Here is a 24,370-nt window from a genome sequence, read left to right on the forward strand (position 1 = left end):
ATTAAGTCATACGTTATTTTAATAATTGAAAAGCAATTAGAGCTACAAGATAGGCAAATAGGCTCATAATTACCAATTGTAAAATGGGCCATTTCCAGGTATTGGTTTCCTTTTTTACAATTGCCAGGGTACTCATGCATTGCATTGCAAAAGCATAGAAAAGCAGTAAACTAATGCCGCTGGCAAAGGTGAACAGTGGACCTCCAAGTATTGGGTTAGTTTCGGCTGCCATTCGGTTTTTAATGGTTTCTTCCTCATCGCTTCCCACACTGTAAATGGTTGCGAGGGTACCTACAAAAACTTCCCTGGCGGCAAAAGAGCTCAGGATAGCAATCCCTATCTTCCAGTCATATCCAAGCGGCGTGAATACAGGTTCAATCGCCCTACCTGTAATTCCAATATAGGAATATTTTAATTTGTAGGAGGCAATCTCTTCCTCCAGTTCCTGTCCTGCAATATTTTCATTTTGATTGCTAACAATCTCTTCTGCATTGTCAAAATTATCGCCCGGCCCATAACTTGCCAAAACCCATAATATTATAGAGATTGCCAAGATTATTTTTCCTGCTCCAAGAACGAAAGATTTTGTTTTTTCAACAACATTAATCGCCACATTTTTAAAAAGGGGTAGCTTGTAGTTGGGCATTTCTATCACAAAATAGCTTTTGGATTTTATTTTTAAAACCTGATTTAACAGCCAGGCAGAAAAAATTGCAGTACCAAAACCTATCAAATAAAGCAGCATTAGGGTTAATCCCTGCAAATTAAGTCCGTAATAGGTTTTGTCCGGGATAACCAAAGCGATAATAATAAGGTAAACCGGCAACCTGGCGGCGCAGGTGGTAAAAGGGATTACTAAAATAGTGATAAGTCGTTCCTTCCAGTTTTCGATATTTCGGGTAGCCATTACCGCGGGAATAGCACAGGCTGTACCGGATACCAGGGGAACTACACTTTTGCCGCTAAGTCCAAACCTTCTCATTATCCGGTCCATTAAAAATACCACGCGACTCATATAACCGCTTTCTTCAAGAATTGAAATAAACAGGAACAGGAAAGCGATTTGAGGAATAAAAATTACAATTCCACCCAGCCCCGGTATAATTCCTTCGGAAATTAAACTGGTGAAGGGACCTGCAGGAAGTGCGGTTTTTACCCATTCGCTTAGGGATGCAAATGTTATATCAATAAAATCCATCGGGTAAGTAGACCAGTCGTAAATCGCCTGAAAGATGAGGAGCATTATTCCGAAGAAAATAAGATACCCCCATACTTTATGTGTTGTAATTCGGTCTAGTTTTATACGAAGATCGGATGCAGAGCTAAGGTCTATACTCATAGCTTCTTTAAGCAATCCGTTGATGAATTGATATCGAAGAATTGTTTCTTTTTGCTGAAGCCTTTTCAGGTCGCTGAAGCTTTTGGTCTTGAAATCGGGATCTGAATTTAAGGAATGCCGATTGACATTTCCAAAATTTACATCCTGGGTAATCACCAGCCATAATTTGTATAAAGATTGATTTGGAAAGGCTTTCCGCAATCTTCCAAAATATTCGGGATCTATTACAGATGCATGCAAACAGGGCTCGGTGGAGATCTGCCGGTAATTGATGATAATCTCTTTTAGTTCTTCAATTCCGGTTCCTTTTCGGGAGCTTACCAGTGCAACTTTTGTATTCAATCGCTCTTCCAGGAGGGCGATATCGAGTTCGATACCTTTGCGCTTCATCCTGTCTGCCATATTAATAACGAGTATGGTTGGGATCTCCAGGTCTTTTATTTGTGTAAAAAGTAAAAGATTGCGTTTAAGGTTTTCTACATCGCTTATAACGATGGCAACATCGGGAAAGTCCTTATCGTTTTTATTGAGTAAGAGTTCAATAACCACGTTTTCATCCAGGGAGGAAGCATTCAGGCTATAAGTCCCGGGGAGATCCAGGATATGAGCTTTCAGTCCGCGAGGTAATTTGCAGATTCCTTCTTTTTTTTCTACCGTGATCCCCGGATAGTTTCCTACCTGTTGGTTAAGTCCCGTGAGCTGGTTAAAAACCGAGGTTTTACCGGTATTTGGGTTTCCAATTAACGCAACATTAATTTGCTTGCCCATATTATATTAATTCTATTTCAATAAGAAGCGCGGTTTCCTTTCGAATTGCTAAATAACTTCCATTAATATTTAAATACATAGGATCCCGAAAAGGCGCAGTTTGAACCAATTCTACTTCATTTCCCGGAAGACAACCCATTTCCAACAGCTTAAGCGGAACATTATCAACAGAAAAATCTTTGATAATTCCTTTTTGGCCACGTTTTAAATGAGCGATGGTGAGCTTCATTATTATTTAGATTGATTTTAAACAAGGCAAAAGTAGCCTAAAATTATCGCCTACAAAAGTTTACAGGATAAATCTGGCTATTCTTTGTATTCAGCTTTTAAGATTTGAAGATCTTTCATTAAATCATCGATTGCCTCCGGATTGGTACCGTCGTAGAAACCACGTATCTGGCTTTTTTTATCAACCAGCACAAAATTTTCGGTATGTATCATATCATAAGGACCGCCATCCCCATCAGACTTTGAGGCAAGATAGGATTTCCGGGCAAGCTCATAGATGTGTTTTTTATCCCCGGTAACCAGGTTCCATTTGGAATCCAGTACGCCTTTTTCCAACGCATATTCTTTGAGAACAGGAACGCTGTCTGCAACTGGAAAAACGGTATGAGATAACAACAACACTTCGGGATCTTCTTTTATTTCTTCCTGAATTTTAACCATATGGTTTGTCATAATTGGACAAATAGTTAAACAGGTAGTAAAGAAAAAATCGGCTATGTAGATTTTGTCCTTGTAAAAGGCCTGGGTGATGGTATCTCCATTTTGATTGTAGAGTTCAAAATCGGCTATTTTGTGATACTTTCTTACGAATTGTACGGTGGTATCCACCAATTCTGTATTTACCATATCCGGCTGATAGACCGGAAGCCTTTTTTCCGGAGTTAAAAGTGTATAAATAGCATAAATAATGATCACTGAAAGTACTAAGAGTACAATTCCCAGGGTTTTGAATTTTGAAAAAAACTGAAGCATTTTTTAAAACTTTTAGCAAAATTACGGTCTAAAAATCAATTAGTAGCAAACCGGGTATTAAAATTACATCGCCAGCCACAGCCGATATCATTTATTCTTTTTTAGGAGTTTTTAAAAGGTTACTTTTGTGCGATTTAAAATTTGAAGATTAGAGAATGGATCCATTTTTAATAAAAGCCATACAATTATTGCTCAGTTTGTCCCTGCTGATTGTTTTACACGAATTAGGACATTTTATACCTGCCAAATTATTTAAAACCCGGGTTGAAAAATTCTATTTATTTTTTGATGTAAAATTTGCCCTTTTCAAGAAGAAAATAGGTGGAACCGAATATGGAATTGGATGGTTGCCCCTTGGAGGTTATGTGAAAATATCCGGGATGATCGATGAGAGCATGGACAGGGAACAAATGGCAAAACCACCGGAACCCTGGGAATTTCGAAGCAAACCAGCCTGGCAGCGACTAATAATTATGCTTGGTGGAGTTACCGTGAATTTGGTGCTGGGATTTGTCATTTACATGATGGTATTGTTTGTTTGGGGGAGCTCTTTTGTGACTCCTGAAGATATGCCGCGCGGATTTGCAGTGGCTGAAGAATTCAAGGAATTTGGATTTCAGGATGGAGACAGGATTTTAGAAGTTAATGGACAGGAATTTGAAAATAGTCTGGATATAAACCGCCACCTTTTTATGCGGGATGTTAATTCTATTACGGTTTTACATCAGGACGGAACAGAAGAAACGGTTTCTGTCCCAGCAGAAATAGGTTCCAAAATGTTTGAAGAAGGGGTAATGCAGCCGTTCATTCCTATACAAAATGCTGTGTTGGATAGTGTACTTTTGGAGAAAAGCGCCGGAATAGCCGGATTGCAGAAGGGCGATAGTATTATTTCTTTTAATGATCAGGAAATAGGATATTGGCATGAACTATCTCCCTTATCTCAGGAAGCTAAAAACAAAGAGGTAGAATTGGTGTTTAAAAGAGGTGATAAGATTAAAAGTGTGAAAGTAACCCCGGATGAAGAAGGATTGATAGGAGTGACATCAAAAAGAGATTTCAACGTTCAATCCCGGGAATATGGGTTTTCCGAGAGCATTACCGAAGGATTTAAATTTGGTTACTGGACCCTTCATGATTATGTAGCTCAATTCAAATATGTATTCACTGCCAAAGGAGCAACCCAGGTTGGTGGATTTGGAGCTATAGGAAGTATATTTCCCGATGCCTGGAACTGGCAGGGATTCTGGATGGCAACTGCATTTATTTCTATCATTCTGGCCTTTATGAACATTTTGCCAATTCCTGCTTTGGATGGGGGACATGTTGTATTTTTGATGTACGAGATCATCTCCGGAAAAAAACCAAACGAGAAATTTATGGAATATGCCCAAATGGTTGGATTTTTTATCCTGATTGCGCTGGTTTTATTTGCAAACGGGAATGACATATATCGCTGGTTATTTGAGTAATAGAAAAAAATAGTTTGGAGTCTGATTTTTTATATAAAATTTACTCAAAAAAATTCTGTTTTTGTTTTGAAGTCATTTAAAAAATGACATATATTTGCAACCGCAAAAGAGAAATGCGAAATTCCTCCTTAGCTCAGCTGGTTAGAGCATCTGACTGTTAAAGAGAGTCCCGATAGCTATCGGGATTGGTTCGAGCCGGGGAGGGAAGTAAAAAAATTAAGGGTAGTGTCCTTTTAAAAGAATCACTAATTTTATTGAGATTCCTCCTTAGCTCAGCTGGTTAGAGCATCTGACTGTTAATGAGAGCCCCGATAGCTATCGGGGTTGGTTCGAGCCGGGGAGGGAAGTAAAAAATTTAAGGGTAGTGTCCTTTCAAAAGAATCACTAATTTTATTGAAAATTCCTCCTTAGCTCAGCTGGTTAGAGCATCTGACTGTTGATGAGAGCCCCGATAGCTATCGGGGTTGGTTCGAGCCGGGGAGGGAAGTAAAAAATTTAAGGGTAGTGTCCTTTCAAAAGAATCACTAATTTTATTGAAAATTCCTCCTTAGCTCAGCTGGTTAGAGCATCTGACTGTTAATCAGAGGGTCCTTGGTTCGAGCCCAAGAGGGGGAGCAAAAAGCCTGACAGAGATGTCGGGCTTTCTTGTTTTACTACGTTACTATGAATAAGGATTGTGTTTATATTTTATTTTCCGAAAAACTGGACCGATTTTATATCGGTTCCACATCAGATTTTGATGTAAGGATGGATTTTCATCGTAATTCTGAGGCAAGAAAATTTACAGCAAAAGCAGATGATTGGGTAATCTTTGATAAAATAAACTGTGAAAGTAATAAGCAGGCTCTATCGATTGAAAAACATATAAAGTCAATGAAGAGTAGAATCTATATCAAAAATATTAAGCTATATCCTGAGATGAAAGATAAGCTAAAGGCAAAATTTAAATGACTGTTAATCAGAGCCCCGATAGCTATCGGGGTTGGTTCGAGCCCATCCCGACATGGATCGGGAGGGGAGCAAAAAGCCTGACAGAGATGTCGGGCTTTCTTGTTTTACTACATTACTATGAATAAGGATTGTGTTTATATTTTATTTTCCGAAAAACTGGACCGATTTTATATCGGTTCCACATCAGATTTTGATGTAAGGATGGATTTTCATCGTAATTCTGAGGCAAGAAAATTTACAGCAAAAGCAGATGAAGGGTAGCGTTTATATTTTATTTTCCGAAAAATTGGATCCATTTTATAGGATCAAGTATGATAGAGGTCTGTTTCATTTGCGCTATTCATTTTTCCTGAATAGTGCCAGGTGTTGAATGATAGTCCTGCTTTCCAGTCCTCCTGCCAGAGCACCGGTAGTTACACCAACTGTGCTTATGAAAACTGCGATCCTGATCTTATCTTCCAATAAAATTTCCGGTTTGCTTAAAGTTGGCCAGGTGCGCATAAGATCTTCCGGGAAAACATATAATTCAATAACCATCATCAATGCACCTACCATGAGAAAAAGCCCAATGCAGGCCAGGAAAATGCTGAAATAGATAACGGTGTTGGCCACGGCTAGATGTTCAGTAATAATCCTTTTCTCCCTTTTCGGAAGAAACAGGGATTGGACCCGCACCAGGTAAAAGCTTGCTAACATGATGCTTATAACCGCAAAAAATGCAGCAGTTCCATTTGTCATTCCTAAACCCACATCCCAGATCTCTGCATTGAAAATTAGGATTATTGCGGGCGCTACCGCGGCAGTAGCTAGCCCCGGCAAGGAAAGTGGCAGTAGTAATGCTTTGTTCCTTATCAACGGCCAAAAGAAATTCCCAGGATGGCTAAAGGTCATCAGGATATGGAAAACGAAGGTTTCAAGATCATTTCCATTTCTCAACTCTCTGTCTGGAGCCTTCTTTGCTTTTTTCCTAAGTACTTGTTTTTCTTTTGGAGAAAAAGAAGGAACTTTTGATAATGACCTGTTGAATTTTTTGGAACTCATAACTCCCGGTTTGGTTGCAGGAGTATGCTTCAATCCCAAAATATGTCCCGTTTGATGAAGAAAGAGGGAAGCCGATTGGTAACGAACATCTTCACAATCTAAATCCAGCCTTTCCTGGTTCTTCCCGGTAGAAGTTAGTTGCTTTGTGGACATTGCAATGATCCTGGTGATCAATGAACTAAGACCCGATACCTGAATATTTCCCCTTGACATAAGGCCAACATCTGTAATTACACAAACAAGATCATAAGGACCTACTGCCATACTCATACTTGCCCGGTCAAGGAAATAAGATGGGCTTCTTGAGCGGTCATTCTCCAGTTTAAAAATGTCCGAAATATCAAAATTCCAATTAATCCCTGTACTTTCTTCCAGCTCCGGTTTTACATCTTCAGCAAGTTGGCGGGCATATTTGATCATTTTATCTTTTTCTTCCAGATTCTTTACCGCAATCAAAAATCCCACATCCATCTCTGCATTGGGCTGGGGTCCCTGTGCTTTTTCTAATGCCCCAAAGAATCTTTTTCCTGAAGTAATCGCCCGTATGATCTTTGTAGAATTTATAACCCTTACCGTACTTAATATTCTCAATGCTTTAAATATTCTAAAAACCCGAAGGGCAGGTATTATTAGCGAAATTATGGTGATCCAATTCTGTTTTATGAACTGAAGTCTTCGGGGAGCTATTATAAATTTAATTAAAAATTCGAGGATAAAGAGAATCCATATAACGTATATGAGCTTTTCTTCAAATGGGCTTAGCCCTCTAAAAATTTCTATAATAAATAGAATTAACCACCCAATCGCCAGTAGGAACATCGGGATTTCAAGATGTTCCTCAAGCTTATAGAATATTCTGTATCGTTTTCGGTTTATTCTCAATTTCAGGAGCTTTTTGTATTGTGTTTATTCCGGGAATGGCGAAATTTTTCTAAATTAGGAAAATAAATTAACTGCTGCTATAGAATAATCACTGTTCTAAACTAAAATCCTCCAAAGGAAAAAGGATTGGTTAACCCTTCACGATTTTCTGCAGCAAAATCCGTAATTTTTAAATATTTTAAATTATGAAGGAAATAAAAAATGTGTTATTTGAAGCGGTCCTGGGAGATATTTCCAAACAGCCGGATGTCGAGGCAATAGTAAATGCTGCTAATGCCCAACTCCAAACCGGAGGCGGAGTGGCAGGTGCGATTCATAGGGCGACAGGGCCTTAACTTTATGAGGAATGTAAACCTTTGGCGCCCATCAATCCTGGAGAAGCGGTAATCACCAAGGCTTACAACTTACCCAATAAATATGTGATTCATTGCCTGGGACCGGTGTATGGAAGGGATAAAACTGAAAAAGCGCTGCTGGCAAATTGTTATAAAAATGTGTTGCGGCTTGCCGAAGAAAATAAAATTTCCTCCATAGCATTTCCCTCTATTTCTACAGGAGCCTTCGGATATCCTTTTCAAAAGGCGACAGATATCAGTTTTAATACAATTTTAGGGGAATTGGAGAGGATTAGACATTTGCAAAAGATTAAATTTGTTCTGTTCAGTGAGCAGGATCTTAAGTTTTACGAGGAGAAACTTGAGAAATTAAATTGAAGGCTCTCTGCTACCAAACTTCTATGATATGCTAAATATTACTGCTACGTATACAGATCAATACCAGCTTGCGATGGCACAGGTTTATTTTCAAAATGGACAACGGGAAACCACGGCTGTTTTCGATTATTTTTTCAGAAAACTTCCCTTTCGTAACGGTTATGCGATTTTCGCAGGATTGGAAAATCTTTTGGAAATCCTGGAAGATCTAAGATTTAGCGATTCCGATATCGACTTTTTGAAAAAACAGGAGTTTTCCGAAGAGTTCATTGAATATTTAAGGAATTTTAAATTCAGGGGAACTATTTATTCAGCAAAAGAAGGAGATCTTGTGTTTCCAACCCGTCCTGTGCTACAAGTTGAAGCGACGATGATCGAAGCTCAGATTATCGAAACCATGCTGCTCAATATACTCAACTTTCAAACTCTTATCGCCACCAAAGCCAGCAGGATGCGTCTTGTTGCCGGAGACCGCACATTGCTGGATTTCGGACTTAGGAGGTCACAGGGTGCCGGTGGGTATTATGCGAGTAGAGCAGCCATAATAGGTGGCTTTAATGGAACCAGTAATGTAATTGCGGGAAAAGATTTTGAAATCCCGGTATCCGGTACTATGGCGCATTCCTTTATTCAGAGTTATGATGATGAGCTCACGGCTTTCCGGGCATTTGCAAAAGGGAGACCGCACGATTGCGTTCTGCTTGTTGATACCTACGATACCTTAAAAAGTGGACTTCCTCATGCGATCAAAGTTGGGAAGGAGATGGAACAGAAAGGAGAAAAACTTGCCGGAATTCGATTGGATAGCGGGGATTTGGCCTATTTGGCGAAGGAAAGCCGAAAAATGCTTGACAATGCTGGTCTTGAATATGTGAAAATAGCAGCTTCTAATCAGCTGGATGAATTTGTGATTAAAAGTTTACTGGAGCAACAGGCTCCAATAGATGTGTTTGGAGTGGGAACCAATCTGGTAACAGGAAGTCCGGATGGAGCTTTAGACGGAGTCTATAAACTGGCGGAATCAAACGGAAAACCAAGGTTAAAAATTTCTGAAAATCTTTCAAAAGTGACTATTCCGCATAAAAAACAGGTGTATAGATTAAGCGATTCAGAAGGGCACCTGGTTGGAGCAGATGCTATGACGATGCGCAGTGAAACTAGAATAGACCGTATGCACGATCCCATGGAATCCCTTAAGTCACTTGCCGTTGAAGGGTGTAAGATGGAAGCTTTATTACATCCTGTAATGATAGATGGAAAACGAACCGAGAAACCAAGGAGTCTGGAGGAAATATCCCAATACGCTAAAGAACGGTTGGGTACTTTGCCAGCAGAATACAAACGCTTTTTTAATCCGCATATTTACAAAGTGGGCATTAGTTCTAAGTTGAAAGAAGAACGGGAAAATTTACTCAATAAATATAAAATTTAAATTATGAGAGCACTGGTTATAATAGATGTTCAAAATGATTTTATTCCCGGAGGAGCTTTAGCAGTGCCGGAAGGGTATAAAATTGTGGAATTAATAAATAAACTTCAGCATAAATTTGACCTTGTGATCGCTACTCAGGATTGGCATCCGGAGGATCATTCCAGTTTTGCGGTGAATCATCCCGAAAAAAAGGAATTCGAAAAAATAACCTGGAAAGGTCGTGAAGAGGTATTATGGCCTGTACATTGTTTGCAAAGCAGCTGGGGTGCAAAGTTTCATCCCGATTTAAGAACTTCCAAAATCGAAGCTATTTTCAGAAAAGGAACCAATCCGGAAATGGATAGTTACAGTGCTTTCTATGATAATGGCCATCTAAAAACAACGGGATTGGCAGGGTATCTAAAAGAAAAAGGAGTCGATGAACTTTACTTTTGCGGACTTGCAGCCGAAATCTGTGTATATTTTTCTGTGATGGATGCTTTAGAGGAAGGTTTTGATGCTACAATCATTGAAGATGCCACCCGCGCTTTAGATACGACCGATTTTGAAAATGCCAAAAAAAATATTCTTGAAAAAGGAGGTAAGATCACTACTTCTTTAACTATTTAATCCCACCATTGTTCTATATAATTTACTGTATTTGAGATGGTTGTAAGGTAAGCTTCTTCAGCTCTAAAGTATTTGGATATCCCGCCAACGCTCCTTAAACTGTTAGAAAATCTCTTTAAATACCTGTATCAATTTTTCCACTTCTTCCGCTGTATTGTAATGCACCAAACTCACGCGTACCACTCCGTCCTTTTTTTCAAGATCCAGATCGTGAATGAGTTTTTTGGCATAAAAATCTCCAAACCTAATTCCAATATTGGCTTTATCCGTTTGGGATACAATTTCCGAACTTTTAAAATTTTCGTGGATAAAAGAGATTGTTGGTACTCTTTTTAGACCTGAACCAGTTGTTTGACCAATAATTTTGATCTCTTTAACTGAATTCAAATAATTCAGTAATTTTTTTGCTAATTTCTCTTCATAAGCTTCGATGCGTTTAAAGCTTTCTTTGTATTTTTCTTCTTCTGAAGTGTTTTGAAGTCCGAAATGATGATCGTAGAATTCGCCCAAATATTCGGGAATAGCCCGAAGTCCATAGGTGAGTTCAAAATTGTAATTCCCCGGCTGAAATTTATACGGGACATCTTCCGGCTTGAAGAAGTAATGATTAAGACCTTTCATCCCGATTAATAATTCAAGTTTTCCATACATCATTGCCAGATGTGGGCCATATGCCTTATACCAGCTAAACGTATAAAAATCTACATCCAGTTCCTGCACGTCTATTTTCCGGTGTGGTGCATAGGCAACTCCGTCTACGCAAATAAGCGCTCCGGCATCACGGACGATCTTTGCTATCTTTTTTATAGGATTAATGCTGCCCAAAACGTTGGAGCAATGGGTTACGGCAACAAGTTTTGTTCGGTTGGAAAGCAATTTTTCAAGTTCCGAAAGTTCAAGTTCAAAATTTTCGGGATTTACTTTCCAAATCTTTATTTGGATTCCCTTTTTCTCAAGGTCTGTCCAGCAGGAGACATTTGCCTCGTGATCTGTATTTGTAACAATAACTTCATCCCTTTCCTTCCAGGCATCGCTTACGCAAAGGCTCAGGATGCGCAGCAGCATCGTTGAGGTTGGCCCTATCACGATTTCTTTTTGATCCTTTGCATTTACAAATCTTGCAACCTGCCCTGCTACCTTATTCAATCGTTCTCCTGCAAGTGCAGAAATTTTATAAGAAGCACCAAGTTGTACATTGGAATTTATCAAATAGTCACTTATATAGTTTACCGAGCGACCCAGGATTTGAGAACCTCCGGCATTATCCATAAAAACGAATCCGCTTTTAAGCGCGGGAAATTGCTCTCTTACAAATTTGATATCCATGCGTGGTAGAGTTTTTAATTTTTCTGAAAAATACAATTTCCTTTTAGAAAATTTATCAGAAATAGTCAAGATCGTTTCTAGCAATTCTGAAGTTTTAAAAGATTTTATTTATTCTATCCACTAGCTTACTTCGTCGATGCCCTTCAACTTTTTTTTATCAACCATCAAATTGTCAAATTCTATCTATTTCTGTTGATAACAGGCGATTTTTATACTTTAAGAATGGTATATTTGGAATCTTTGAATCCTTATTCACTTTAAAACGATTAGATGGATGTTACTCCCTATAGATCCTATCGGGAGTCCGTTAAAACAAAAAAAATATGAAAAAAACGCTATTGTTGTTCACTGCATGCACATTAATGCTATTTCCTCCGTTGCATGCTCAGGAAACAGATCAGGTTATTGAAAACATTATTAAAGAAGCCAATGAGAATTCTCAGCTTGAAAATTTAGGACACCAGTTAATGGATGTCATCGGGCCGCGTTTAGTAGGAACTCCCGAAATGAAACAGGCTCATGACTGGGCGGTAAAAACATACGAAGGCTGGGGAATTTCTGCCGAAAATGAACAATGGGGTGAATGGCGCGGCTGGGAACGTGGGATCACCCATATAGATCTTATTGAACCAAGGGTGAGAAGCCTAAGCGGAATGCAGCTCGCCTGGAGTCCCGGGACAAAAAAGCCTGTAGTTGCTGAGGTTGTTTTGCTTCCCGAAGCCCAGGATTCTGCTGCATTTGCAGATGTAATATCTAAGGTAAAAGGAAAGCTGGTGATGATCTCTATGCCTCAAATGACAGGTAGACCAGATGATAACTGGGAGGAATTTGCTACCAATAAATCTTTCGAAAAAATGAAAGCGAACCGGGAGGAACAAACCAATGCCTGGAGGAAAAAAATACGAAATACGGGATATAATGGAAGAAATCTTCCGGAAGCACTTGAAAATGCAGGAGCAGTTGGGATTATTACTTTAAACTGGTCCCGTGGATTTGGTGCAAATAAGGTATTTTCTGCCTCTACAAAAAAAATTCCAACCATAGATCTTTCTCTTGAAGACTACGGAATGGTGTATAGGCTGGCTGAATCCGGAAATAAACCAAAACTTAGAATTGTAGCAGAATCTAAGGAGCTGGGAGCTGTTCCGGCCTTTAATACGATCGCTACTATTAAAGGGACTGAAAAGCCCGAAGAATATATTATACTTTCTGCCCATTTTGATTCCTGGGATGGAGCTACCGGCGCTACAGATAACGGTACCGGAACCCTGGTAATGATGGAAGCAATGCGCATTTTAAAGAAAATGTATCCCAATCCTAAAAGAACCATCATTGCAGGTCATTGGGGAAGTGAGGAGCAGGGATTAAATGGTTCCCGCTCTTTTGTAAAGGACAACCCTGAAATTGTTGAGAATTTACAGGCATTGTTTAATCAGGATAATGGTACCGGTAGAGTTGTAAATCTTTCCGGTGGTGGATTTCTTCACGCCTACGATTATTTAGGACGATGGATGGAAGCTGTTCCTGAAGAGATCTCAGGTGAAATTGAAACCAACTTCCCAGGAACCCCTGCCGGCGGCGGGTCAGACTATGCTTCTTTTGTTGCTGCAGGTGCTCCCGCTTTTAGCCTGAGTTCAATAAGCTGGTCCTATTGGAATTATACCTGGCATACCAATCTGGATACCTATGATAAGATCGTTTTTGATGATGTTAGGAATAATGCGATCCTAACGGCAATCCTGGCCTATAAGGCAAGTGAAGATCCTGAGAGAACTTCAAGGGAGAAAAGTGTGCTTCCTCTTAATAGAAGGACAGGAGAGCAAATGACCTGGCCAGAGCCAAGAGATGCTACCAGGAACGGTGGATTAGACTAAGTCTAAGAAGTAATTTTTTACAATAAGCGGCTACAGTCGGGAGAATTTTTCCTTTAGGTTGTTAGCCGCTTTTGTATATCCACCATCGGCCCCATCTACAAAATGTATATGATCATCTGTAGACATATCCTTTACATAGCAAGACATTACACTTGCATCGCTTACGTGAAGGCCGTAGCTGATTTTATTCGATTTTTCTAGTTTATCAAGAAAGGAGATCAATGCTGCCCGTTGTTTCGGAGTGCCGGAGATCACAGTGTTTATCCGGCCGTCAATTGTAAGAGTATCGGTGAGTTGCACCAGTTTTTCAAGATAATTTTTACCAATTTCAGTTTGAGATAAATAAAATCTTCCGAAGATGGTTTTAAACCAGTTTTTAATAAAATAAAGGTTTTTATAATGTCCCAATTTTGTCCGCATTTCAGAATTTATCTGTCGCCAACTGGAATTTAGCTGAAGTCTTTTTACAGAAATTGGTTTCCTGCGATTTTGGGAACCGTAGATCGTGTCAATAGTTTTTAATACTTCAGAAAAAGATTGAGCAATATCAGATTTGGCATTTCCATTAACGATCAAACTTATAACTTCCTGATTCTTTTTGGGAGGATTTATCCTGTTCCATTTGCATTCCATTCCGTCCAGGTTCAAAGGAATTTCATCAACACTAAGCTTTTCAATTTCCGAAACATTAATTTCCTTAACGAGACTTTCTGCAAATTGAAGACCGTCACCTAAAACTACCGGAATATTAAATATCTTACTCATCCTGGCTTTTGCTATCTTCAGCTCGATATTTTGTTTGTAAATTTCTTCTACTGAAACCTGGCCTATTTTTAGTTCAAATTTGAAGTTGCGTAAGGTGTTTATTCTGTGTTTGTTCAATGCCGAAATTCCTTCCTCCAGGAGTATGGGGGGAACTAAAATTACAGCCCCATCCCCACCAAAGAAGAATGGCACATTGATCCCTGCTTCAGCCGAAATATTTAAGATTGCAATGACGCTTCCGGTGGCGATAAGGTTCACTTCCCGATGAAAACCGTCCTGAATGGCCTGGGTAGAATTTTTAATATCGGCAACCAGGATGTGCCAGTCTGCAGGTAAGTTTGAAAACATAGAACCATCGGCGATCAACTCGCTTAAACCCTGTTTTCGGAGTGGTAATTCTGAATAAAAAGTCTCTGAAGAGATGGCCATTTTTTAGAAGTGTAGTCGGAATATTCATAGAAAATTTCTAAAAAAGGAACTCTTTTTCAGCTAAGCTTAGCCTCAAAAATCTTTGAAACCTTTGTAGAATATTCAAAATATTTTATTCAGGATAAAATTGTGTTTGCAGGATTTTTTGTTTTCCGGAACAGCGTTGCAGAAAACTATTTTTTCAGGTCTGCTCCTACAGGAACTGCACAATCGTGTCCTGGCTGGCCATGAGGTGGATTTTTTACCGGAGCCGCATCATTGGACCAAACCGGGGAAGTGGTTGTCGAGGCGGGTGTAGTATTTTGTGTATTCGAATTTCCTGCTGCCTGGTCTAGTGGTGCTCCTACCGGAATGTCACAACGGTGTCCGGGTTGTCCATGCTGCGGATTTAAAGAGGCAGTGGTTTGAGTATTGGAATTGGTGGAGTCAACTTCGGTTTGAGCCGGAGTAGTCTCATTTTTTTCTTCATCTTTACAGGAAACCATAAGGGAAACTCCCAGTGCGATAATTGCAAGACTTATATTTTTTAGTTTCATAGGTAGATATTTATTGTTTTTTAGCGGTCTCCAGATAGCTATCGGGAGCAATTCGCATATTTTCATCAATTTTTGAATCAAATTCTCGTTATGATCATGTCATAACAATGAATTTTAAAAATATAATATATAAAATAGCTTACGAAGGTAAGCGGTTTTTAACAATTATTTTACAATCCGGTTTAATTCTTCCTCAGTAACATCAAGCAATCCAGATGCGGGTAATCTAAGGGTCATTTCCCGCCAGTTTTCATCTTCTGCAAAGATAGATTTAAACACCGGAATTGCCTCATTTAACCTTTTGCTGTTGGCAAGCGCGACTGCTTTCCAGAACTTCATCTCCAGATTTTCAGGAAATAAATTTTCTGCTTTCCCATATTGTAAAAGGGCATCGTTCACATCTCCGGCTTCTATCGCCAGGTCACCTTTATTCATGAATTCGTATGCACGCGCAACTTTAAGCAAACGTTCCAGTTCTAAAAGTGGATCCGGATGATCGTCTACGCGAAGATCGATCTTTTTATCCTCCCAGGAATTTACAACTTTATTTGCTCCCACCACGATTAATGCAGCCGATTGTTTTCCCCGAATATCGCCGCCAGCTTCTTGTGCTGCCTTCAAGGTTTTTACAACTCTTTCGGCCAGGGGAAGTTTTGAATTTTCGGTAAAAGCTTTTTTCATCGCAGGAATTACATCGTCATTTAGCATCATATTCGCCTGAACCGAAAAATTATCTCCTACGTGATGCATAGCAGATTCCACACATTTCTCACCGGTAAAAGCCGCAGCCCTTCCGGAGGCATCCAAAAATGCCACCTGCCTGAACTCTTTACCTTCATCTTTGGAAACCAGTTCCTTTAAGGCAACTGTCGAGGATTTCCCCTTTTCCATTAATTCCAGGCCATTGGGGCCATATGCGGGATTCACAAAAGATTGGGTGGCTACCACTCCTACTCCCGATTTTCCCCAGAGCACCAATGTGCCTACAGAAAACCAATGGCTTTGCACTCCTACCGCCATTTCACCGGTTATAGAATCCCTTGCAACTATGGAAAAAGTATGAGCAAAAGGATCGGTTGGGCGGTTTTGGGACACACTTGTATTTAAGGTCATACCAGATAGAACTAAGAAGAAAAATATTTTTTTCATTAATGAAAATTCATTTTAAGTTTTAAAGATAAACAATGCTTTTAGAGGTTTTGCTATTCAACGAAGAATAATTTGACCTATGGGGCGAAGGTGATTTGGACAAATGGCAGGGAATTATCTATTTTTATTCCCTTATTTCGTGTACTTCCAGATATTCCGGTCCGCCATCAACCGGATATCCTGCAATTTTTTCAGCCTTAATTCTAACCGTTTTTCCTTCGTAGGTTTTGAGGTCGATTTTTTCACTTGTTAAGGCATAAAAGTTCTCGTCTTTACTTATGGTATGTGTGCCATATTGCCAGGATGACATTTCTATGGCTTCAATTGTCCCGGTGATCTCCATAAGCGTATCTTTTTGTATTTTAGTCGAATTACAGGCATAAGTAAACAACAAAATTGTGATAACGAAAAATATTTTTATCGGTTTCATAACAAATAGTTTAAAGGGATTCCGAAGGTAAGTTTCTTTCTATGAATTATAAAATATAAGTTTCCCGGAGAATTTGAAAATATTCTCAAAACATTCTTATTTTTGCTCCCCCATTAAAGGCCTCGTAGTTCAACGGATAGAATAGAAGTTTCCTAAACTTTAGATCCAAGTTCGATTCTTGGCGAGGTCACTTTTAGCATTTTAAAGAAAATAAAAACCCTGTTGGTCTTATGATTTCCAGGGTTTTACTGTTTTTTATATTTATTTTAATTAAAAGAAAATCCTATTTGAGAGTTCACAAATCGTCAACATATTTCGAAGGGAATTTTTATCTAAATGATGAAACCTGGAAACATTTTCTGCTTCCAGGTTTTCCACTTTCATACCTCTTTTTCATTTCTTATAATTGTATATTTCTTAATCTGCATCCGGGATTATTCCCAAATTACGAAACAGGCCTGCCTTTGCGTAAAGGAACTTATTTAGGATCTCATTTTGTTTAAGACGGGCCTCGATCAAATGGATCTCCCGGGTGTTGATCAGGAAAAGAGAACTTTCCCCAAAGCTCATCTTTCGTTCTTCTGCCCCCAGCATAAGGCTATAATTTTCAACCATTTCTTCTGCAATTTGTGTTTGGAAGCTGTAGGATTGCAGCTCCTGGAAGGCAGCAAGGATCCTGTTTTCAAGCTGTCTTTCCTTAAGCTCAAAATCCAGCTCTGCATCCTGAATCCTGAAATTTGCCAACTTAAGTTCTCCACGTTCCTTTCTTAAGAAAAGTGGAAAGCTGAAAGTCACCCCTGCCTTGTAATTTTCGCGATGGAAGCTTTGGAATTCATCCGGTTCCTGGGTAAGGAAATTATATTCCAAATTTATTTCCGGCAACAGCCTGTTGGCGATTAGCCTGCGGTTTACCTCCAGAGCCCGCAGCCCAAGTTCCAGGGACATAAGTCGTGGATGATTTTCTGGAATAACCCCGGGTAGAATTACCGCAGGAATGTTTAGGACTTCATCTACCTTTGGAAGAATTTCCGCCTCTGGAATTATATTAGGTTGCAGCTCAACCGGGGTATTATTCTCCAGCCAAAGGAAATTGGAAAGATCAAGTCTTTCCTTTACCAGGTTTACTCTTGCCTGCTCAAGGTCCAGCCTTCTGTTTTGTACAGATATTCTTGCCTCCACGGTATCTATGGCAGGAATCTCCCCCAGTAAGGCATTTTGCTCAATCCCTCTAAATCTTTCACCGGCATTTTCGAGGAAACCCTCATAGATAATCATTTCATTGTAGACTCGTAACCAATCAAAATAGGCGATCGCTGCTGTGTAAAGCACCTCATTGACCATTAGATCACGCTCTGCCACAGACTGGTCCCTGTAGATTTTAGCGCTGCGTAAGGAGGCCATACGCTGGTTTATGAACATTCCCTGTCCCACATCTACAGAAACTCCCGCACTAAAAAGGCCGTTTTGTGGTACAGTTCTTTCAGGATTCAAAAAGATTCCCTGGTTTTGCTCAAAATTTGCTTTAAGCTCAATCCCATACCAGGTTGGGATCTTAAAGGTGGAATTTAAAATATCGTAATATTCGGTATTTTTAAATTCCTTCCTGTCATAGTCCACTTCAATTTTGGGATCAAACCCACCACGGGCACGTAGTAATTGAGCTTCAGCCATGCTTAATTTTAAACCTGCCTGCCTTGCAACTGGATGGAATTGCTTTACGTATGCGAGGTACTCCTTAAAGGTAAGCACCTCTGGCAATCGCTCCTGTGCAAGTAGTGCATTTCCATATAGAAGAACCAGTATAACCAGGATGTGTTTCATTCTCATTATTTTTCAGAAACTGTTGTAGCTGTTTGTGGCTGATAATAATTTGGTGGAAATCCATTTAGGTTCCTCCATATCTCATACCATATTGGCACTTCTTCCAGCAGCGCCAGGGTTCTGGCACCACTCCCAATCCCCACATCCCGGGGCCAGGGGTAATCATCCGGATCTGGTCCAAGGAGTACCCTGTAGAGGCCATTTGGACTTATAAAATTTTCTACCGCAACCACTCTGGCCCCGTAGGTTCCATAGGAAAGGTTCTCCCACCCACTAAATACAATGGCTGGCCAGCCGTCAAACTGCACCCGTACTTTCTCCCCTTTGTGCAATAAAGGTATATCCAGCGGACTTACAAAGGTCTCCACTGCCATTTGGAAGTTCGAAGGCATGATCCCAACCAGGCGCTCCCCTTCCTTGAAAGTTTCTCCAATACCTGCCCGTAAAGCCCTGTTAATATATCCATTTTGAGGGGCCAGAATATAATAAAGTTTATTTCTAATACTATAATTGGAAAAGTCATTCTCCAGTTTGCTCACCTGTGCCTCTGCATCAAACTGGTTGGACTGTGCCGTGAACATATCGCTTTCAGTCTTTGATATCTTGTCATTATATTCGGCGTTGATTCGGTTAATTTCAATTTGTGCATTCACTACTTCATTCTCACTGGACAAAAGCCTGTTCTGGGCAGAAATATGGCGTGCCTGTGTCTCCTGCATCCTTAATCTTGCCTGTTCTACATCCGGGAGGGCTTTGAGCCCCTCCTCCTGCAGCTGTAGGGTACGCTCTAACTGCGTCCTGGCGATTTGTAAGTTAATTTCTGCAGCTTCAAGGTCTATGCTGTCGCTTTTTACCTTTAAGCGTGCCTGTTGTAGCTTATTTGTTGCTTGCTGCTTTTTAAGAACCCTCTCGCTGTTAATTGCATGAATTTGTGCTGCGAGTGCTCCAATTTTTCCACTGTAGGATGCTACAGAGCCGCTTTTAGCTGTAAGTTGCTCCCCGGTGCGCTCTACCAATAAAGGATCAAAATATTGGTTGTTTATTTCAGATATATGGAGGATGGTATCTCCCTTATTCACAAAATCCCCTTCCTGTACAAACCATTTTTCTATCCTTCCCGGGATAGGGGACTGGATAGTTTGAGGACGATGTTCCGGGCTTAAGGTTGTTACACTCCCTTTTCCGGAAACAGTCTGGGTCCAGGGTAAAAACAAAATAACGAGCAGGAGAATACTAAAACCCAGTAAGATCCTGTTAAACCATTTGTAATGCCTGTGGTGAAAAACCCGCTGCACCGATTTGTAATGGGACAGGTCGACTCTCCTATTCAATTTATCCTGAGATATATTAAGCATAATCTCTATTATTTATTTTTTATCTTTTCTATTCTCAAGAAGAACTATTTTATCACATACTTTTTCCCAAAAAGGATTTTGACTCGCAACTAAAATTGACCACTTATGTACCGGGGCTGTAAGAAATTCAAGAATCCTGTAGGCTTCTTCGTCTTCAAAGAACTCCAGAGGTTCCTTTAGGATCAAAATATCCGGTTTGTTTACAATGGCCCTTGCCAGCAAAATTCTTTTTCCAATAAGGGAGGAAAGGTATATCCCCTCAGGCAGGATGTCTGTATGTATTCCATTAGGCTGTTCCTTTACAAATTGTGATAGTCCGACATGTTCAATTGCCCAGTATACATCTCTTTCAGGCACGGTAGGATCACCAAAAGTGATATTTTCCAGCAAGGTGCCCTCAAAAGGGAATTCTTCAGCAAGAAATATCCCCAGTCTTTTTCTGTAATCATTTAATTTAAGTCCGTTAATGGAAACATCATTCACATAAATATTACCCTGTGAGATTTCGTTAATTCCTGCCACCAGTTTTAAAAGACTGGTTCTGCCACTTCCATTGGGGCCTTTGAGTAATATTTTCTCCCCGGCTGCCATGTTAAAGGAGATATCTGTAAGGATAATTTTATCACCTACTCTGTAGCCTACTTCTGTAAGTTCCAGGCTAAGTGGGCTACTTTCATCCACTTTATTCCTGCCTTCTTCATTTTCCAGCTTTTTGTCAACTACTTGTCCCATTTTTTCAAGAGAGGTAAGGGTATCATAGATAACTTCCAAACCTTTAATCAGTTTTTCAACAGAGCTTAGAATTAGAAGAATGATGATCTCTGCAGCAACAAACTGCCCTATATTCATTTCCTGGTTGAGTACCAGCAAACCACCTATGGCAAGTAAACCGGCTGTCACTAAAACTTTGAAAATAACCATTTTAATATACTGTATTCTAAGGATACGGAAGTGTCCTTCCCGGGCCCGCAAATATTTATCTGTTAGCTTGTCATTTTTATCCATGGCAAGGCTGCTATTTCCCGATATTTTGAAACTGAACAAGGAACGGGCTACTTCCTGTAACCAATGCGCAACTTTATATTTATGTTTAGACTCATCCAGGCTGGTCTCCAATCCCTTCCAGGCGGTAAATTTGAATACAAAATAAATTAGGGTGACCAGCAGGATACCGTAAATTATAAAAAATGGGTGGTAAAGGGATAGCAGTATCAAACCAAAAAATATTTGGAGCAATGCTGCCGGAAAATCCATAAGAAGCTTTGTAACTCCTTTTTGCACGTTCATGGTATCAAAAAATCTATTGGCAAGCTCGGGCGGATATATATCGCGGAATTCAGCCATTTTTATACGTGGAAACCTATAGGTAAATTCAAAGGAAGACCTGGTAAATATCTTTTGCTGTACATTCTCTACGATACGTATTTGCATGATCTCCAGCAAGCCAACCAGGCCTACAGCAAGGGTAACAAGTACCACCAGGATAATCCACGACGTACTTACCCTTCCTCCCTGGATAAGGTTTACAATTGCCTGAATTCCAAGGGGAACCGTCATATTGAGTAGACCTGCGAAAATTGCATAATAAAAGATTTGTAGAATATCTTTCCTGTCCAATTTTAAAAGACCGGTGAGCCTTTTAATGGCAGAGCTAGTTTTTTTGACCATTCTTAGTATGTTTTAAAGTTGACAGGACCAGGTTATTAAAATACTGGGCCGGGCTTAAATTCTCGTTACACTCTGTGAGGGAAGGAAAATGCTCCCGAAGAAAGTGTTGATGCAGCCCTCCTTCTAATACTGTACTGGCCAGTGCCGCAGCATAAGGATAATCGCTATTTACGGCAAGTATCATCTTTTTTAACCGTAGGATAAGTCGGTTATATATTTCAAAAAAACTTTCTTTGTATTCCTTAGCTACTTTTTTTGTAAGATATGATTTTGAAAATTCATTTACCACCACCTTATTTAAAATGATCTCATCAATATGCGAGGTAAGGTTGTCTCTTTTAATTCGCCTGGTCAATACGTTAATCGCTGTTTCAAGGACCTTCTCTGTATCTTCAATATTACTGGTGGCAAAGACAAGTTGATATTCTTTCCAGGTCCAGTACCAGGAGGTTAGATAAAGTAAAAGCTTATGCTTGTTCTCAAAATACCGGTAAATGCTGCTTTCGTTGGATCCAATTTCAAAGCCTAACTTTTTAAAGGTAAAATTTTCAAACCCAATTTTATCGATAAGAATAATACTATTTTCAACGATTTTTTTGCCCAGGGCGGAGGATTCCGGATCCTTTACATATAAATTTTTGTTCACCTCAATTTTTAATCCTGAAAACAACTGCTTCATAGTATGAAATATATACCTGCAAAAATAATAGTATTACTATCATATTTGCAACTATTACTTGAAAAAAATGCAAAATCGTTGCAGCTATATAAACGCATAGCCTTTATTTTTAATCCCTCAATGAGGGTTTAATTCTCCGTCGCGATAGCTTGGGATGCCTCCAATGAAAAAATAATAGTCCAATTCAAACCTCTCGGGCCTGCCCCTTCCGAAAACGGGGATACACAACTTAACAGTCATTCCTTAAAAAATCCTTTTTAAGTTAAAATCTGAAATAATAAAGACTTAAATTTAAGAAATGAAGACTTCCATGTGAGCTGATTTGGTATTAAGAAACGATATTTTATGAACTACAAAAGAATTTTAATCGCAATCGATGAAGAGTCTTCCGCTGAAAATGTGGCTAAAAAAGGGCTTCAGCTTGGAAAACAGTTAAAAGCGGAGATCGCAGTTGTAAGTGTGGCCGATACCACTGCCCTTCTTTCCGAGGGCGGAGTAACTCCCGATGAAATGGCCGATATTATAAGAAAAGATACAAGGGAAAGCCAGAAAAAAATCCTGGATAACGTTTTTAGGGATTATGAGGTTGCTCAATTTGTTGAGGAGGGAAAACCTCATGAATCAATACTAAAAGTTGCAAGTGAATGGAATGCAGATATCCTTGTTATGGGTACTATGGCCAGAAGGGGTTTGTCCCAGGTATTGATGGGCAGTGTATCTGAAAAAGTTATTAAAAATTCAGACATTCCTGTTTTTATAGTGACCACAGAAGAATAAAACCTCAAGCGCCTTTTATTTCTTGAATATACTGTTCTTATTAACAAATTTTTGGGATATAAGTTAATATAATATGAAATAACGCTTGTTTAACAATTTTAGGTTACTATTAAAACTATTTTTAAAGGTGCTAACCATTAAAAAAATATAAATATGAAAGTAATATCAAAAAATCTTTATTTGCCTATCCTAACATTGCTCTTACTTGTAATTTCAGGTTGTGGGCCAACTAAAAACACTTCTGAAGATCTTGTTTCCGATTCTGTGGATGCCAAAGCTACTATTACCGCCAAACACCCAGAAATGGCAGAGCTTTTTGCCACATCAAAAGGGTATGCCATTTTTCCGAATGTAGGAAAAGGAGCCTATATTGTTGGAGGGGCTTCAGGGAATGGTACCGTTTATGAAAATGGAAGAATGGTGGGTTATGCCGATCTAAAACAGGTTGATATAGGATTGCAAATTGGCGGAAAGGCCTTTATTGAAGTGTTATTTTTTCAAACACAAACCGCACTGGATGACTTTAAAGATGGGAGTTATCAATTGTCCGGAAATGTTTCTGCAGTAATTTTAGAAGAAGGGGCATCCAAAGATGTTGAATTCAATAATGGAATTGCCGTTGTTACAATGCCTAAAGCAGGAGCGATGGCTGGAGTTTCTGTGGGTGGACAAAGGTTTGAGTTTTTCCCTACAAACTAATACTTTAATATTTTAGAAAATTCTTCATTTAAAATGAAATACCATTTTAGATGGAGAATTTTCTAAATAATTCTTTCTAAGAATGCAATTAGTTAAATAGTTATTTTATGAAAACAATGAAATCAATTTTTTTTCTGATCTTTTTATTGGTCACGTTTGGAAGTACCGCACAAACCGAAGAGCAACAGAAAATTATTCGTGATGCTCAACTTGCGCAGGAAGCCTTTATAACTAATAATCCTAATTTGGAAGATCTTTTTGACAATGCTTCAGGATATGTCATTTTTCCCAATGTAGGCAAAGGCGCCTATATAGTAGGAGGTGCTGCAGGCAATGGTGTTGTGTATCAAGACGGGAAAGTGATAGGAATGGCCAAATTACGACAGTTGGATATTGGACTACAACTGGGAGGTCAGGCGTTCAGGCAGGCAATTATATTTCAAACCCAGGCCGAACTTGACCGTTTTAAGGAAGGAAATTTTGAGCTTTCCAGCACGGTTTCTGCCGTTGCTCTTGAAGAGGGTAAAGCGAAAAGCATCGAATTCAGGGATGGTTTAGCCGTTGTTACCATGCCAAAAGCAGGTGCAATGATTGAAGTTTCCGTTGGTGGTCAGAAGTTTGAGTATGAAAGTTTTTAAGTTTATCAGGGGGATGAATAGTTAAAAATTTGGGTT

The 24,370-nt window shown here is 39.4% G+C and carries 22 protein-coding genes, 2 tRNA genes and 1 pseudogene; 12 read left to right on the forward strand and 13 right to left on the reverse strand.

Annotated elements, in window-relative coordinates; all coding sequences use genetic code 11:
* Positions 1-13: 13 nt before the first annotated feature.
* From feoB to GILLI_RS10945, 3 genes are all read right to left on the reverse strand, one after another.
* The gene (feoB, locus tag GILLI_RS10935) at positions 14-2,107 is read right to left on the reverse strand and encodes a ferrous iron transport protein B (RefSeq protein WP_006989181.1); all 2,094 of its coding nucleotides are present in this window, start codon (positions 2,105-2,107) and stop codon (positions 14-16) included.
* Between the two features lies 1 nt (position 2,108).
* The gene (locus tag GILLI_RS10940; protein ID WP_006989182.1) at positions 2,109-2,336 is read right to left on the reverse strand and encodes a FeoA family protein; all 228 of its coding nucleotides are present in this window, start codon (positions 2,334-2,336) and stop codon (positions 2,109-2,111) included.
* A 77-nt stretch (positions 2,337-2,413) separates the two neighbouring features.
* Positions 2,414-3,088, reverse strand: coding sequence for an SCO family protein (locus tag GILLI_RS10945; protein ID WP_006989183.1), 675 nt, complete (start codon positions 3,086-3,088; stop codon positions 2,414-2,416).
* 155 nt (positions 3,089-3,243) lie between these two features.
* Here GILLI_RS10945 and rseP point away from each other — a divergent pair, with 155 nt between their 5' ends.
* The 4 genes from rseP to GILLI_RS10980 all read left to right on the forward strand — a co-directional run bounded on the left by rseP (position 3,244) and on the right by GILLI_RS10980 (position 5,772).
* Positions 3,244-4,560 carry an RIP metalloprotease RseP gene (rseP, locus tag GILLI_RS10950; RefSeq protein WP_006989184.1) on the forward strand — a complete coding sequence of 439 codons (1,317 nt, stop codon included), beginning with the start codon at positions 3,244-3,246 and terminating at the stop codon, positions 4,558-4,560.
* 541 nt (positions 4,561-5,101) lie between these two features.
* A tRNA-Asn gene (locus tag GILLI_RS10970) sits at positions 5,102-5,175 on the forward strand.
* Between the two features lie 48 nt (positions 5,176-5,223).
* Positions 5,224-5,511, forward strand: a complete 288-nt coding sequence (locus tag GILLI_RS10975; protein ID WP_006989185.1) for a GIY-YIG nuclease family protein — start codon at positions 5,224-5,226, stop codon at positions 5,509-5,511.
* A gap of 117 nt (positions 5,512-5,628) precedes the next feature.
* Positions 5,629-5,772, forward strand: coding sequence for a GIY-YIG nuclease family protein (locus GILLI_RS10980; RefSeq protein ID WP_040506980.1), 144 nt, complete (start codon positions 5,629-5,631; stop codon positions 5,770-5,772).
* Between the two features lie 75 nt (positions 5,773-5,847).
* Here the strand turns inward: GILLI_RS10980 and GILLI_RS10985 are convergent, their stop codons facing one another.
* Positions 5,848-7,434 (reverse strand): ion transporter, encoded by a 1,587-nt coding sequence (locus GILLI_RS10985; protein WP_006989186.1) that lies wholly within the window; start codon positions 7,432-7,434, stop codon positions 5,848-5,850.
* Positions 7,435-7,619: 185 nt separating this feature from the next.
* Here GILLI_RS10985 and GILLI_RS10995 point away from each other — a divergent pair.
* From GILLI_RS10995 to pncA, 3 genes and pseudogenes are all read left to right on the forward strand, one after another.
* Positions 7,620-8,147: pseudogene (locus tag GILLI_RS10995) on the forward strand (macro domain-containing protein).
* A 28-nt stretch (positions 8,148-8,175) separates the two neighbouring features.
* A complete protein-coding gene (locus GILLI_RS11000) occupies positions 8,176-9,579 on the forward strand; it encodes a nicotinate phosphoribosyltransferase (RefSeq protein WP_006989187.1) in 1,404 nt (467 codons plus the stop codon).
* Positions 9,580-9,582: 3 nt separating this feature from the next.
* Entirely contained in the window at positions 9,583-10,188 is a 606-nt protein-coding gene (gene pncA, locus GILLI_RS11005) for a bifunctional nicotinamidase/pyrazinamidase (RefSeq protein ID WP_006989188.1), read from the forward strand.
* Between the two features lie 102 nt (positions 10,189-10,290).
* Here pncA and GILLI_RS11010 read toward each other — a convergent pair whose 3' ends face one another.
* A complete protein-coding gene (locus GILLI_RS11010) occupies positions 10,291-11,514 on the reverse strand; it encodes a cysteine desulfurase-like protein (protein WP_006989189.1) in 1,224 nt (407 codons plus the stop codon).
* 323 nt (positions 11,515-11,837) lie between these two features.
* On the opposite strand from GILLI_RS11010, the gene GILLI_RS11015 reads away from it, so the two are divergent.
* Positions 11,838-13,388, forward strand: a complete 1,551-nt coding sequence (locus GILLI_RS11015) for a M20/M25/M40 family metallo-hydrolase (protein WP_006989190.1) — start codon at positions 11,838-11,840, stop codon at positions 13,386-13,388.
* Positions 13,389-13,418: 30 nt separating this feature from the next.
* Here GILLI_RS11015 and GILLI_RS11020 read toward each other — a convergent pair whose 3' ends face one another.
* The 4 genes from GILLI_RS11020 to GILLI_RS11035 all read right to left on the reverse strand — a co-directional run bounded on the left by GILLI_RS11020 (position 13,419) and on the right by GILLI_RS11035 (position 16,697).
* Positions 13,419-14,582: a DUF3095 family protein gene (locus GILLI_RS11020; RefSeq protein WP_006989191.1), complete on the reverse strand. Its 1,164-nt coding sequence runs from the start codon at positions 14,580-14,582 to the stop codon at positions 13,419-13,421.
* Between the two features lie 173 nt (positions 14,583-14,755).
* Entirely contained in the window at positions 14,756-15,118 is a 363-nt protein-coding gene (locus tag GILLI_RS11025; RefSeq protein ID WP_006989192.1) for a hypothetical protein, read from the reverse strand.
* Positions 15,119-15,283: 165 nt separating this feature from the next.
* Positions 15,284-16,267, reverse strand: a complete 984-nt coding sequence (locus tag GILLI_RS11030) for a DUF1028 domain-containing protein (protein ID WP_006989193.1) — start codon at positions 16,265-16,267, stop codon at positions 15,284-15,286.
* A 124-nt stretch (positions 16,268-16,391) separates the two neighbouring features.
* The gene (locus GILLI_RS11035) at positions 16,392-16,697 is read right to left on the reverse strand and encodes a hypothetical protein (RefSeq protein WP_006989194.1); all 306 of its coding nucleotides are present in this window, start codon (positions 16,695-16,697) and stop codon (positions 16,392-16,394) included.
* A 118-nt stretch (positions 16,698-16,815) separates the two neighbouring features.
* Here GILLI_RS11035 and GILLI_RS11040 point away from each other — a divergent pair.
* A tRNA-Arg gene (locus GILLI_RS11040) sits at positions 16,816-16,887 on the forward strand.
* Positions 16,888-17,114: 227 nt separating this feature from the next.
* On the opposite strand, the gene GILLI_RS11045 is transcribed toward GILLI_RS11040, so the two are convergent.
* Genes GILLI_RS11045 through GILLI_RS11060 form a run of 4 tightly spaced genes read right to left on the reverse strand, consistent with a single transcriptional unit; the run spans position 17,115 to position 22,220 of the window.
* Entirely contained in the window at positions 17,115-18,518 is a 1,404-nt protein-coding gene (locus GILLI_RS11045; protein ID WP_006989196.1) for a TolC family protein, read from the reverse strand.
* A gap of 5 nt (positions 18,519-18,523) precedes the next feature.
* On the reverse strand, positions 18,524-19,873 hold the full coding sequence (locus GILLI_RS11050) for an HlyD family secretion protein (protein ID WP_006989197.1): 1,350 nt from the start codon (positions 19,871-19,873) through the stop codon (positions 18,524-18,526).
* A 12-nt stretch (positions 19,874-19,885) separates the two neighbouring features.
* Positions 19,886-21,541, reverse strand: a complete 1,656-nt coding sequence (locus tag GILLI_RS11055) for a peptidase domain-containing ABC transporter (protein WP_006989198.1) — start codon at positions 21,539-21,541, stop codon at positions 19,886-19,888.
* Entirely contained in the window at positions 21,525-22,220 is a 696-nt protein-coding gene (locus GILLI_RS11060; RefSeq protein WP_006989199.1) for a TetR/AcrR family transcriptional regulator, read from the reverse strand. Before GILLI_RS11060 ends, GILLI_RS11055 begins: the two co-directional genes overlap by 17 nt.
* A 345-nt stretch (positions 22,221-22,565) precedes the next feature.
* Here GILLI_RS11060 and GILLI_RS11065 point away from each other — a divergent pair, with 345 nt between their 5' ends.
* The 3 genes from GILLI_RS11065 to GILLI_RS11075 all read left to right on the forward strand — a co-directional run bounded on the left by GILLI_RS11065 (position 22,566) and on the right by GILLI_RS11075 (position 24,334).
* Positions 22,566-22,997: a universal stress protein gene (locus GILLI_RS11065; protein WP_006989200.1), complete on the forward strand. Its 432-nt coding sequence runs from the start codon at positions 22,566-22,568 to the stop codon at positions 22,995-22,997.
* Positions 22,998-23,150: 153 nt separating this feature from the next.
* Positions 23,151-23,696, forward strand: coding sequence for a lipid-binding SYLF domain-containing protein (locus tag GILLI_RS11070; RefSeq protein ID WP_006989201.1), 546 nt, complete (start codon positions 23,151-23,153; stop codon positions 23,694-23,696).
* A gap of 107 nt (positions 23,697-23,803) precedes the next feature.
* A complete protein-coding gene (locus tag GILLI_RS11075) occupies positions 23,804-24,334 on the forward strand; it encodes a lipid-binding SYLF domain-containing protein (RefSeq protein ID WP_006989202.1) in 531 nt (176 codons plus the stop codon).
* Positions 24,335-24,370: the final 36 nt, after the last annotated feature.

Source organism: Gillisia limnaea DSM 15749 (assembly GCF_000243235.1).
GTDB lineage: Bacteria > Bacteroidota > Bacteroidia > Flavobacteriales > Flavobacteriaceae > Gillisia > Gillisia limnaea.

What these genes read in the sequence shown, in the direction of transcription:
- GILLI_RS11055 (WP_006989198.1), bottom strand. Translation starts at nt 21,541, where the DNA reads ATGGTCAAAAAAACTAGCTCTGCCATTAAAAGGCTCACCGGTCTTTTA.
- GILLI_RS11025 (WP_006989192.1), bottom strand. Translation starts at nt 15,118, where the DNA reads ATGAAACTAAAAAATATAAGTCTTGCAATTATCGCACTGGGAGTTTCC.
- GILLI_RS11030 (WP_006989193.1), bottom strand. Translation starts at nt 16,267, where the DNA reads ATGAAAAAAATATTTTTCTTCTTAGTTCTATCTGGTATGACCTTAAAT.
- GILLI_RS10940 (WP_006989182.1), bottom strand. Translation starts at nt 2,336, where the DNA reads ATGAAGCTCACCATCGCTCATTTAAAACGTGGCCAAAAAGGAATTATC.
- GILLI_RS11000 (WP_006989187.1), top strand. Translation starts at nt 8,176, where the DNA reads ATGCTAAATATTACTGCTACGTATACAGATCAATACCAGCTTGCGATG.
- GILLI_RS11065 (WP_006989200.1), top strand. Translation starts at nt 22,566, where the DNA reads ATGAACTACAAAAGAATTTTAATCGCAATCGATGAAGAGTCTTCCGCT.
- GILLI_RS10980 (WP_040506980.1), top strand. Translation starts at nt 5,629, where the DNA reads ATGAATAAGGATTGTGTTTATATTTTATTTTCCGAAAAACTGGACCGA.
- GILLI_RS11075 (WP_006989202.1), top strand. Translation starts at nt 23,804, where the DNA reads ATGAAAACAATGAAATCAATTTTTTTTCTGATCTTTTTATTGGTCACG.
- GILLI_RS11045 (WP_006989196.1), bottom strand. Translation starts at nt 18,518, where the DNA reads ATGAAACACATCCTGGTTATACTGGTTCTTCTATATGGAAATGCACTA.
- GILLI_RS11020 (WP_006989191.1), bottom strand. Translation starts at nt 14,582, where the DNA reads ATGGCCATCTCTTCAGAGACTTTTTATTCAGAATTACCACTCCGAAAA.
- GILLI_RS11010 (WP_006989189.1), bottom strand. Translation starts at nt 11,514, where the DNA reads ATGGATATCAAATTTGTAAGAGAGCAATTTCCCGCGCTTAAAAGCGGA.
- GILLI_RS11035 (WP_006989194.1), bottom strand. Translation starts at nt 16,697, where the DNA reads ATGAAACCGATAAAAATATTTTTCGTTATCACAATTTTGTTGTTTACT.
- GILLI_RS11060 (WP_006989199.1), bottom strand. Translation starts at nt 22,220, where the DNA reads ATGAAGCAGTTGTTTTCAGGATTAAAAATTGAGGTGAACAAAAATTTA.
- pncA (WP_006989188.1), top strand. Translation starts at nt 9,583, where the DNA reads ATGAGAGCACTGGTTATAATAGATGTTCAAAATGATTTTATTCCCGGA.
- GILLI_RS11015 (WP_006989190.1), top strand. Translation starts at nt 11,838, where the DNA reads ATGAAAAAAACGCTATTGTTGTTCACTGCATGCACATTAATGCTATTT.
- GILLI_RS10945 (WP_006989183.1), bottom strand. Translation starts at nt 3,088, where the DNA reads ATGCTTCAGTTTTTTTCAAAATTCAAAACCCTGGGAATTGTACTCTTA.
- feoB (WP_006989181.1), bottom strand. Translation starts at nt 2,107, where the DNA reads ATGGGCAAGCAAATTAATGTTGCGTTAATTGGAAACCCAAATACCGGT.
- rseP (WP_006989184.1), top strand. Translation starts at nt 3,244, where the DNA reads ATGGATCCATTTTTAATAAAAGCCATACAATTATTGCTCAGTTTGTCC.
- GILLI_RS10975 (WP_006989185.1), top strand. Translation starts at nt 5,224, where the DNA reads ATGAATAAGGATTGTGTTTATATTTTATTTTCCGAAAAACTGGACCGA.
- GILLI_RS11050 (WP_006989197.1), bottom strand. Translation starts at nt 19,873, where the DNA reads ATGCTTAATATATCTCAGGATAAATTGAATAGGAGAGTCGACCTGTCC.
- GILLI_RS11070 (WP_006989201.1), top strand. Translation starts at nt 23,151, where the DNA reads ATGAAAGTAATATCAAAAAATCTTTATTTGCCTATCCTAACATTGCTC.